Genomic DNA, 10,699 nt, shown 5'->3' on the forward strand with positions numbered 1-10,699 from the left:
ACGAAGTCGATCGCTATTTTTTGGCAGGCCTTTTTGTCCTTTTTCTCAAGGCACAGCGTCTCAAGCTCGTCGCGGCTCATGCCTTTGTAATCAGCCACCGTTTTGGTCGTGCCGCCCATATAAAGCCACGTAAGAAAGCCCAAAATAAACAGGATAAAAATTAGTCTCGCCACGCCCGCTCCTTTGTAAATTTATCTTAATGATACAGCGGCGGCGGTTAAATTTGGCTTGATTTTGCGCTAAATTTGACGAGGTTCGGCGCTTAAATTTAAAAAATAGTCTCGCGGTAAAAATCGCCGCGAAACCCGGTAAAACGATGGCCGCGGCGTTGGTAAATTTTACGCCGAACTCGCTAAATTATTTTACCTTCTTGCCGTTTTTATAGCTTGCGAAAATTTCGCTCGTGCCGTCCTTTTTAAACGCAATCACATCGTAATCCTCGACGATGCCGCCCTGCTCCATGCCGGGGCTTCCCAGCGGCATGCCTGGTACCGAGATACCCACGACATCAGCCGGTTTAGCGCTCAAAAGCGCCTTTATCTCTTCAGCCGGCACGTGCCCCTCGATAGCGTAACCTCCGACTATACCGGTGTGGCAGCTGGATAGCTCCGGCGGAACGCCGTATTTGTTTTTCGTTTCGATTATCGCGTTTGTTTTGTGCTCTACGATCTCAAAGCCGCTTTTTTTCATTATCTCGCCCCACTTTCCACAACAACCGCAGTCCGGGCTTTTATAAACTTCGATCGTCTCGCCTCCCAGAGCCGCCGACGCAAGCGCCGTAAATAGCGCAAATCCCAAAATAGTCTTTTTCATTTTCATCCTTTGTAAAAAATTCGCCGGATTTTAACGTAATACGTATAACAGCAATCTAACGCGCATAAATTTAGCCTGGTTTTGCTATACTTTGCGATTAAATCTCAAATTTAAAGGCAAATAGATGTTTTCGTCGTTTTTCGCGAGCAAAAAATGGGTGCAGTGGGCGCACCTGGGCGTGATATTGATACTAGCTCTTACCTACGCGCAGGTGCAGCTAACGGTAGCGATAAACGAGTGGTACAAGGGCTTTTACGATATATTGCAAGACGTCAAAAACCACACGGTGGGGGACTTTTGGACGGCTATCGAGATTTTTGCCGCGCTAGCGTTTCCTTTCGTGCTACTAGGTACGGCTATATCGTATTTTACGCGAGTTTGGACGCTTCGGTGGCGAGAGGCGATGACCTTTAGCTACATCGACTACTGGAAAAAGACGCCAAAAGATATCGAAGGTAGCTCGCAACGTATCCAAGAGGACATCTACCGTTTTGCTAAGATCGTCGAGGATCTGGGCACTACGGTGGTGGATGCGGTTATGACGCTAGTGGCCTTCGTGCCCATCCTTTGGGTGCTTAGCGCGAAGGTAAAGGTGCCGTTTATGGAGGACGTAGCCGGCTCGCTCGTGTGGATCGCGGTGGCTACCAGCGCGGGCGGTCTCATCATCTCGTGGTTTGTGGGTATCAAGCTGCCCGGCCTTGAGTACAACAACCAAAAAGTCGAAGCCGCGTTTAGAAAAGAGCTCGTCTACGCCGAGGACGACAAGCAAAACTACGGCGATACGCGCAAGCTGGAAGAGCTTTTTCAAAAGATAAGATTTAACTTTGGCAGGCTCTTTTTGCACTACGGATATTTCGACGTTTGGAAATACAGCTTTAGCCAAGCCATGATCATCGTTCCGCTCATAGCCCTAGGCCCTAGCGTACTAACGGGCGCGATAACCCTAGGCGTGATGATGCAAGTCGTAAATGCCTTTTCTCAGGTGCGCGCCAGCTTGTCGATATTTATAAGAAACTGGACGACCATCACCGAGCTACGCTCCATCCACAAGCGTTTGAAAGAATTTGAAACCAACATCGGCTACAAGGGCACGAAAAACGAGAATAACGAGGGGCTGGGGCTTGATATATTCGCCTATTGGGCGATCACGATCGCGGCCTTTGCGATATATTTAAAGCTAATGGAATTTAGCATGTAAACCGCGGCGCAACTAGCGGCGGCTCAAATTTAGCTTTGACTCGGACGTAAATTTACCCGCCGTTTCTTTACGAATTTGACGCCGTTAAGTCAAATTTAAACGCTTATTTACGAATTTATAGCTGTTTTAGCGGTATAATCGCCAAAATCTCGCAAAGGATGAAAAATGACGATAAGAAAAATTATTTTACTCGCCGTATTTACTGCGACGATGCTGACGGGCTGCTTCACCAGCTCCACTAGCGGCGGAGCGCTGGGCGAAAACAGACGCCAGATGTTTTTGGTCGGCGAGCAGGAGATGAACGAAGCCGCAGCCAAAGCCTACGTAGAGACGCTAAGCGGCGCGCGCAAAAAAGGCGCGCTAAACATCGATCCCGTTATGACAAAAAGAGTGCAAGACGTCGCCAAGCGCCTAATCGCGCAGGTCGGGGCATTTAGAGAGGATGCGCTCAAGTGGAAATGGGAAGTAAACGTGATCGACGAAAACACGATAAACGCGTGGTGTATGCCAGGCGGCCGCATCGTCGTTTATAGCGGCATCATCAAAAACCTCTCGCTCACAAACGGCGAGCTAGCCGCAGTCATGGGACACGAGATCGCGCACGCGCTGCGCGAACATAGCCGCGAGCAGGCCAGCACGGATATGCTCAAAAACGTCGGCATTTTCGCTGTTTCGCAGGCTGCGGGACTGGGCGATCTAGCTACCGGCGCCATGAATATGGCCGCGCAGTACACCATCTCGCTGCCGTTTTCTCGCTCACACGAGCGCGAGGCCGACCACATCGGCACGGAGCTGATGGCGCGCGCGGGATATGATCCTAAAGAGGCGGTAAACGTCTGGGTCAAAATGTCGCAAAAAAGCGGCGGTAGCGTGCCTGAGATACTGAGCACCCACCCGTCTAGCCAAAGCCGCATCGCCGATCTACGCGAGGTCGCAGCCAAGCTCGAGCCCGTGTATCTGCAAGCCAAAAAGTAAAATTTAGCTAGCGTAACGGCTCTTTAAACGCTTGCTGTTAGCTGTTTGGAGTTACCGCGGACGTTTTAATATATTTTGCAAGGCGGACAAACGAGTCGCAAAATCCGCCTAATGCTAAATTTGAACGATTAGATTTTAAATTTGCAGCTCAAATGCGGTTTTTGATTTGCTTTAAAAGTGGCAAATTTAACTGCGTGTGATTTTGTATGGATTTTGTTTGAGTTGTATTTTGCCGTTTTGCATCAAATTTACGTATCAAATTATCACGCTTTTTGCTTACGTAAAACGGCATGTGGCGAGTGCGACGTTAATCAATCTCCCGCATCGCATCAAGCCGTTTTAAAAACAGTTCCACCTTGCGCAGCTGCGCCGCATCTAGCGCCCTGCCCGAGTAAAAATACTCCACGCTGTTGCCGTTTGGATAGTAAATTTTGCCGCCGCTCTCGTCGCATCTTTCTGCACCCTGCTCGTCGCCACCTTCCTTGCCTTGCTCGCCCTCGCCGCGCCCTTCCGAGCCCCGCTTGCTCTTGCCTTTTATACTCTGTCCGCCGCCTGCGCCTCGCACTTCCGCGTCAATTTTACCGCCTTGCGCCGATGAATTCGTATCAAATTTTACGTCGCCGTCCGCGTTAAATTTAGTCGCCTGCGCCGATAAATTCTCGCCGCACGCGAGCTTTATCCGCCCGCCCAGCTCGCTTACTAGGCGATTTAGCGTGCCGTCTATGCCGTCGATGATGCGCACGTGTGGCGGCAAAATTTCGCGCAAAACGTCCTTAAAATAGTTAAAATGCGTGCAACCAAGCACGAGCGAACCGAGGCGCTCAAGCTCAAATTTAGCTAGCTCCTCCCGCAGATACGCCCGAACCGCGGGCGAGTCAAACTCCAAATCCTGCGCAAACTCCACGAGGCTGGGCAGCGGCAGGCTCCACGTCTCGCACTCTAGCCGCCCCACGAGGCGCGCGAGCTTCTCGCCAGCAATCGTTAGCGGCGTGGCGATGAGCAGCGTCGGGCGGGCGCCGAAGCTGTCCGCGGCGAGCTTGACGGCGGGCTCCATGCCGATGACGGGCACGCTAAATGCGCCGCGAAGCTCCGAGATAGCCGCGCTCGTGGCGGTGTTGCAAGCAACGACGACCCCCTCCGCGCCGCGCGAGACTAAAAACCCGACCGCATCGAGGCTCAGCCGCGCGATCTCGGCTCTACTTTTCGTGCCGTAGGGGACGTGATCCTCGTCGGCAAAATACAAAAACTCCGCCCCGCTAAATCGCCGCAGAGCCTCGGCCAGTACGCTCAGCCCGCCGATACCCGAGTCAAAAAACGCTATTTTCAAATCTTTATCCAAGGTTAAATTTAAAAAGAGATTATAGCTCAAATTTACGGTAATTTCGCCTTTGGACGCAAATTTGCCTTTTTACGGCCGCTAGACCCGCGCCTTTATCGACGTAAAAATTTGGCGTTTTCGCTGCTGTTTTTAATCAAATTTGGCGTAAAATCGGTTAAAATGAACAAAAGGCTCAAAATGCAAGAAAATCTCGCCGATGCAAAATACGAAATCTCGCGCGCCGTCAAGGCCGATCTAGCCGCTATTACGAGCATTTATAACGCAAGCATTCTAGAGCGAAACGCCACGGCCACGCTGCACCCCATTAGCATAGAGGAGCGCGAAGCGTGGTTTGACGCGCACGAGGCCGCAAATCGCCCGATATACGTGTTACGCGAGGTTTGCGACGCAAATTTGACGAGCAGAGAGGGCGAAACATTTAAGGCTAATTGCGAGAGGAAATTTGACCCAAAGGGCGCAAATTTGGGCGCACAAAAGCCGAGCGTCACAAACCCAAAAGGCGAAATCTTAGCCTGGGGTAGCCTCGGCGACTATCATCCGCGCGAGGGCTACCGCATCACCGCCGAGATCAGCGTCTATGTCGCGCCAGGCGCTCGCGGCAAAGGACTGGGCGGACGGCTCGTAAATTTTATGCTTGAAAGCGCGCCAAAATTCGGTGTCAAAAATGTCGTCGCGCTGATATTTTCCAGTAACGTGGCAAGCCTAAATTTGTTTGCTAAATTCGGCTTTACGCGCTGGGGCGAGCTACCCGAAGTCTGCGATATGGGCGGCAAAATCGAGAGTCTAACGATACTGGGCAAAAAGCTGGGGTAAATTTTAAAATTCGGCGCGAAAAATAGACGCTGGATTTTAGCCGAATTTTAAATTTTAGCAGCGCCGTGCGGTCAAATTTGAGCGCTATTTTTGCTCTGGCGGCATAAAATTGACGTTTCCCGGCGGTACGCGTATTTTTAAAGCCGCATTTGCTACAATATAGTTGCAAATTCAACCCAAAAAGAGAAAAAATGAAAGAGCAAATCCTAAAACTACTGGCAAACTCGGAGCCGATGAAGGTCGGCGAGATCGCCCAAGCGCTAAACGCAGACAAAAAAGAGGTTGAAAAAGTGCTAAAAGCCCTAAAAGACGAGAGTATAATAAGCTCGCCGAAGAGGTGCTATTACTCGGTATCGTAAATTCGGCGGACGTCAAATATGATCGACACGCCAATCTAGGACGCTTGAGTTTAAAATTTTTTTCGCAAAGCTAGAAGCTTGCGGAAAATCGGCTTATTTTGCGTTTAGGCCGTAATATGCTCCTCAAGCCGACAACATAACAGTCGTTAAGCTTTAAACGTCGAATTTAGTCAAGGGAAATGGGCAAATTTATAAATTTTAAAAGCAAAATAGTCAAATAAAAGACAAAACTCGCCTCAAAAAACAGCGGCAAAATCTCGCCACCCAACTACGGCAAACGCTGTAAAATATGCCCAATGGTAGAGATTTACCAGCCAGAGTTGGCGAAGAAAGGTCGACATGTGATAGATGACTGGACCGTTTATTTAAAAAATTATTAGCGTATAGACAGGTTACATGGCAATTCTTATTCCTGAAAGAAAAATAATTGAGCAACAAAAAGTTTTACCTACAAACGGCGAGATGGCAATATTAAACTTTCTAGAAATCACACTAAATGACGAGTATGAAATTTATTACCAACCCTATCTCAACGGCAAAAACCCAGATATTGTTTTAATGCGAAAAGGCGGCGGCGTCCTGATCATTGAAGTAAAAGACTGGAATTTAACACACTATTATATTGATAATTCTGGTGATTGGCGATTAAGAGAAAATAATGCATATATTACTTCTCCATTTCATCAAGTAGAGATTTATAAAAATAAACTGCAGAATATGAACTATCGATTCTTATATGAAAATTTTTTTAATAAAAATATATACGGCGTTATAAGAACAGCAGTTTATTTCCATTGTGAGAGCAGGGAAAGTGTTCTATGTTTTTTAAAAGGCCAGAATATTAATCGATATGTCCAAATCATAGGAAGAGATAGTTTAAATAGCTCATTTTTTAATAGCTTATTAAATTCAACATATATTGGAAGAGTCAGTAAATATTTCAATGATGAACTATATAAAAGTATAAAAAGATACTTAAAACCAACTTTTCATCAATTAGAAATAAATCAAGAGGTTATTTACACTAAAGAACAGGAGGAATTGACTAAAAGCAGAATAGGGAAACGACAAAAAATCAAAGGCGTTGCTGGTTCAGGAAAAACCTTAGTTCTAGCTAAAAGAGCAGTAAATGCGCATATTAGGACTCATAGAAGAGTGCTAGTGCTAACATTTAATATTTCACTAGTAAATTATATACATGATCAAATAAGTAAAGTAAGAGAAAGTTTTGCTTGGAAGAATTTTTACATAACCAATTATCATAGTTTCTTTCGTGAATTTGCAGATCAATATGGGTTAAAAATAACTGGGCATGAAGATTTTGATAATAAAGAATTCTTTTCATCAAGGCAGAATAGTATTAAAAAATTTGATGCTATTTTTATTGACGAAATTCAAGATTATAAACAAGAATGGCTTAATTTGATTGTAGTCTATTTTTCTAAACCAGACACTGAAATAGTTGTATTTGGGGATGAAAAGCAAAATATTTACGATAGAGAATTGGATGAAAATAAAGAAATTATAACGACTGGGATTGTTGGGCGATGGAATAAAAGTCTGAAAAAATCTTTCAGGCTTAACCATGATATTGGACGCTTGGCTATCGAATTTCAAAAAGAATTTCTTGACAATAAGTATATATTAGATGAAATGTTGATAGCTCAACAAGAGTTTGATTTTGAACCATCTGTGATTGAGTACCATGAAATCGGTAATTTATCAGAAATCAATGACATGGTTTTTAAATTTATAGAATTGCATAACATTCATTCTAATGATGTAGCTATTTTAGGTGATAATATAGGAATATTGAGAGAGCTTGATTTTGAAATTAGATCTAAATACCAAGAAGAAACCATAACAACTTTTGAAATGAAGGAAGAATATAAGGAGCTGGAGAAAAACGGGCTATTAACAAAAGACAATATTGATCAGATCAGACGAGCTAAAAAAGTAGGCTTTTGGTTAAATGCGGGAATGATTAAACTATCCACAGTGCATAGTTTTAAAGGATGGGAAATTCATACATTATTTCTATTAATTGATAAAAAATCTACATTTGAGTTAGTGTATACGGGAATAACCAGAGCTAGACAGAATATTGTAATTATTAATTTAGGGAATACTGAACTTTCTAATTTTTTTAGTAAAAAATGCTCAGCAAAGAATTTTTATTGAAAGTTTAATCATATTTCTCAAAAAAACACAGTTAAAATTCCAAGGAGTTTCTCTATATCCAAACCGCATCAAAAACCTCACGCTACTGACAAATTTAGTTAAATTGCATGTATTGAGCCCCCCCGCCGCCGCCTAAAACCTCCGACGTGCAAAAGGCCGCCGAAGAAGCGGTAAGCCAGGTCAAAGCGCTCGGCGGCAGCGGCGGTATCATCTCGATCGACAAGCACGGGCACGCGGGCTTTGCGTTGACGAAAGATAAGCTCGGCATGTATCACGGTGAAGCAAGACTCAGAGCTAAACCGATTGTCTACTGGCCGCTTGGCGAGAAGTGATTGATTTTAGTAGCTAGCGCGGAGAGTGTGGAAGCGCTCGGGGAGAAATAATCAAATTTGCCCCGCCTATTTTGACTCGGGCGGGGTCAAATTTAGTTAAATTTTGGTTTTATACACAAATATGCAGTCAAATTTAAAAGCGGCAAAATATAGCTTCGCCGCTCAAATTTATCCTATTTTACGCTATTTTCAGCCTTAAATTTAGCCAAAAGCTCCTCGTCGCATTTTGGGCAGTACTCGTGCTCGCCGCTGATGTAGCCGTGCTTGGCGCAGACGCTAAAGACCGGCGTTATCGTGATGTATGGCAGCTTGTAGTTGCTTACCACGCCGCGCACGAGGTCTTTGCACGCTTCGGCCGAGCTGATGCGCTCCTTCATGTATAGGTGCAGCACCGTGCCGCCCGTGTAGGAGCTTTGCAGTTCGTCTTGCAGATCGAGCGCCTCGAACGCATCGTCGGTAAAATTTGCCGGTAGCTGCGTGGAGTTGGTGTAGTAGATATTTTCGCCAAAACCGGCCTGGATGATATCCGGATAGCGCTTTTTATCCTCTTTGGCAAAGCGATACGTAGTGCCCTCGGCAGGCGTGGCTTCGAGGTTATAGAGGTTGCCGGTGCTCTCTTGAAACTCGCGAATTTTACCGCGCAAAAACTCTATCATCTCGATCGCAAATTCTCGCCCGAAATCGGTCGCGATATTTTCCTTGTCGTTCGTGAAATTACGCAAAAGCTCGTTCATGCCGTTGATACCGATGGTGCTAAAGTGGTTGTTAAAGTGTTTTAGATAGCGCGCGGTGTACGGATACAGGCCGCGTTCGTACATCTCCTGGATAAAGGCGCGCTTTTTTTCGAGCGTGGATTTGGCTAAATTTAGCAGATACTCAAGGCGCGTGTAGAGTCCCTTTTTATCGCCTTTATATAGGTAGCCCAGGCGAGCTAAATTTATCGTCACGACGCCGATACTGCCGGTCATCTCAGCGCTACCGAACAGCCCTCCGCCGCGCTTTAGCAGCTCGCGCAAATCCAGCTGCAAGCGGCAGCACATCGAGCGTACGTGGCCGGGTTTATAGGCTTTTTCGTTTGCGACGCGATTGCCGTTTTCATCGGTCGTATACTGAGAGCCGACGAAATTTTGAAAATAGCTCGATCCCATTTTTGCCGTATTTTCAAAAAGCACCTTTGCCACCTCGCTGTCCCAGTCGAAGTCCTCGGTGATATTTACCGTAGGGATCGGGAAAGTAAAGGGCTGCGAGCACTTGTCGCCCTCGGTCATGATCTCGTAAAACGCTTTGTCTATGCGGTTCATCTCGGGCTCAAAGGCGCGGTAGGTCATATCGGTTAGCTTGTTAAAACCGCGCTTAGCGGCCTCCTGCGCTAGCTCGGCGTCCTCTAGGTCGCTAAATATATGCCTATCCTCGCGCGTAGGTATCTGGTCGCGCAGATCGGACGGGCAGGTGATGTCGATCGTTACGTTGGTAAACGGACTCTGGCCCCAACGAGCCGGTACGTTTAGGTTAAAGATAAAGCTCGTTATCGCCTTTTTGATCTCTTTATCGCTTAGCTTGTCGCGAAAAACGTAAGGCGCAAGATATGTGTCAAAGCTGCTAAACGCCTGCGCGCCCGCCCACTCGCTTTGTAAAATTCCTAGGAAATTTGCCATCTGATACAGCGCCTCTCTAAAGTGCTTAGGCGCCTTGCTCTCAACCCTGCCGCGCACGCCGTTAAACCCCTCGTTTAAAAGCGCTCTTAGACTCCAGCCCGCGCAGTAGCCCGTGAGGCAGTCAAGATCGTGGATGTGATAGTCGCCGTTTCGGTGCGCGAGGCCCTCTTCTTTGCTATACACCTTATCCAGCCAGTAGTTGGCGATGACCTTGCCCGCGGTGTTGTTGATGAGGCCTGCGTTTGAGTAGCTGGTGTTTGAGTTGGCGAGAATTCGCCAGTCGGTACCGTTGATGTACTCGCTGATGGTTTGGGTGGAGTTGATGTAGGTGGTGTCTTCGTTTAGTCCTAAAATTTGCTCGCGCTGAAGCTTGTGCGTGTGGCGGTAGAGCATAAAGCTCTTCATCACGTCGAAGTGTCCCGCGTTAAAAAGCGCCTTTTCGATGTAGTCTTGCACGTCCTCGACGCTCAAAACTTCGCTGTCAAACACGTGCCCCATCACATCCAAAAAGACCTTGTCGTCGTACTCTTTGGACTCGCTTTCAAAGGCTTTTTTGATCGCGTCTTGGATTTTATACGGGAGGTATTCTTGCTTCGTGCCGTCGCGTTTTAGGATAAATTTCATTTCGTTCCTTACGTTAAATTTTGATGATAAATTTGACGAAAGTATAGGCAAAGTTGCCTTAAAATTTAGCGACCGAAATTTGCTCTCCGGGCATTTTGAAAATGTCATTTTTAAGTTTAAAATAGCTCTTAAAGCGCGTATATTTGGGGATTTTATCGAGAGCTAATAAATTTTAAGACAAAGCCGTTTTTGATAAGAGATATTAAATTTGAGCAAATTTAAAAGAAAGATGAAAAACAAGCGAAAGTTCAAATTTGACGAGATTTTGCGGAAGTTAAATTTGATAAATTTGAGTAAGAGAGAGCCCCGCCGTAAAATTCGGCGGGAAAGTTTTTATTCGTCGTATCTTAAGAAAATATCCTCGCCGCCTTTTTCAAGGTTTAGGATACCTTCGCCGCGTTTAAACGTTA

9 protein-coding genes are annotated in these 10,699 nt (G+C 46.1%); 6 read left to right on the forward strand and 3 right to left on the reverse strand.

Going from position 1 to position 10,699, the window contains the following annotated elements; genetic code table 11:
• Positions 1-357: 357 nt before the first annotated feature.
• Complete coding sequence (locus ACTTJF_RS09315) at positions 358-813, reverse strand: DUF411 domain-containing protein (protein WP_442551728.1); 456 nt, start codon at positions 811-813, stop codon at positions 358-360.
• 124 nt (positions 814-937) lie between these two features.
• On the opposite strand from ACTTJF_RS09315, the gene ACTTJF_RS09320 reads away from it, so the two are divergent.
• Both ACTTJF_RS09320 and ACTTJF_RS09325 read left to right on the forward strand, forming a co-directional pair.
• Positions 938-2,011: a putative transporter gene (locus tag ACTTJF_RS09320; protein ID WP_442551729.1), complete on the forward strand. Its 1,074-nt coding sequence runs from the start codon at positions 938-940 to the stop codon at positions 2,009-2,011.
• A 165-nt stretch (positions 2,012-2,176) separates the two neighbouring features.
• Positions 2,177-2,986, forward strand: coding sequence for a M48 family metallopeptidase (locus ACTTJF_RS09325; RefSeq protein WP_442551730.1), 810 nt, complete (start codon positions 2,177-2,179; stop codon positions 2,984-2,986).
• Positions 2,987-3,293: 307 nt separating this feature from the next.
• On the opposite strand, the gene murI is transcribed toward ACTTJF_RS09325, so the two are convergent.
• On the reverse strand, positions 3,294-4,313 hold the full coding sequence (murI, locus tag ACTTJF_RS09330; RefSeq protein ID WP_442551731.1) for a glutamate racemase: 1,020 nt from the start codon (positions 4,311-4,313) through the stop codon (positions 3,294-3,296).
• Between the two features lie 189 nt (positions 4,314-4,502).
• Between murI and ACTTJF_RS09335 the strand changes: the two genes are divergently transcribed.
• From ACTTJF_RS09335 to ACTTJF_RS09350, 4 genes are all read left to right on the forward strand, one after another.
• The gene (locus ACTTJF_RS09335) at positions 4,503-5,138 is read left to right on the forward strand and encodes a GNAT family N-acetyltransferase (RefSeq protein WP_442551732.1); all 636 of its coding nucleotides are present in this window, start codon (positions 4,503-4,505) and stop codon (positions 5,136-5,138) included.
• A gap of 191 nt (positions 5,139-5,329) precedes the next feature.
• The gene (locus ACTTJF_RS09340; RefSeq protein ID WP_314469263.1) at positions 5,330-5,497 is read left to right on the forward strand and encodes a helix-turn-helix domain-containing protein; all 168 of its coding nucleotides are present in this window, start codon (positions 5,330-5,332) and stop codon (positions 5,495-5,497) included.
• Positions 5,498-5,893: 396 nt separating this feature from the next.
• Entirely contained in the window at positions 5,894-7,678 is a 1,785-nt protein-coding gene (locus ACTTJF_RS09345) for an NERD domain-containing protein (protein WP_314469262.1), read from the forward strand.
• Between the two features lie 146 nt (positions 7,679-7,824).
• Entirely contained in the window at positions 7,825-8,010 is a 186-nt protein-coding gene (locus ACTTJF_RS09350; protein ID WP_442551733.1) for a hypothetical protein, read from the forward strand.
• A 173-nt stretch (positions 8,011-8,183) separates the two neighbouring features.
• Here the strand turns inward: ACTTJF_RS09350 and ACTTJF_RS09355 are convergent, their stop codons facing one another.
• Positions 8,184-10,289 (reverse strand): ribonucleoside triphosphate reductase, encoded by a 2,106-nt coding sequence (locus ACTTJF_RS09355; RefSeq protein ID WP_442551734.1) that lies wholly within the window; start codon positions 10,287-10,289, stop codon positions 8,184-8,186.
• Positions 10,290-10,699: the final 410 nt, after the last annotated feature.

Source organism: Campylobacter sp., assembly GCF_052170435.1.
Taxonomy (GTDB): Bacteria; Campylobacterota; Campylobacteria; order Campylobacterales; family Campylobacteraceae; genus Campylobacter_A.

Excerpts from the sequence above, each read along its gene's own strand:
- ACTTJF_RS09345 (WP_314469262.1), top strand. The coding sequence starts at position 5,894 with ATGGCAATTCTTATTCCTGAAAGAAAAATAATTGAGCAACAAAAAGTT.
- ACTTJF_RS09355 (WP_442551734.1), bottom strand. The coding sequence starts at position 10,289 with ATGAAATTTATCCTAAAACGCGACGGCACGAAGCAAGAATACCTCCCG.
- ACTTJF_RS09325 (WP_442551730.1), top strand. The coding sequence starts at position 2,177 with ATGACGATAAGAAAAATTATTTTACTCGCCGTATTTACTGCGACGATG.
- ACTTJF_RS09315 (WP_442551728.1), bottom strand. The coding sequence starts at position 813 with ATGAAAAAGACTATTTTGGGATTTGCGCTATTTACGGCGCTTGCGTCG.
- ACTTJF_RS09335 (WP_442551732.1), top strand. The coding sequence starts at position 4,503 with ATGCAAGAAAATCTCGCCGATGCAAAATACGAAATCTCGCGCGCCGTC.
- ACTTJF_RS09340 (WP_314469263.1), top strand. The coding sequence starts at position 5,330 with ATGAAAGAGCAAATCCTAAAACTACTGGCAAACTCGGAGCCGATGAAG.
- ACTTJF_RS09320 (WP_442551729.1), top strand. The coding sequence starts at position 938 with ATGTTTTCGTCGTTTTTCGCGAGCAAAAAATGGGTGCAGTGGGCGCAC.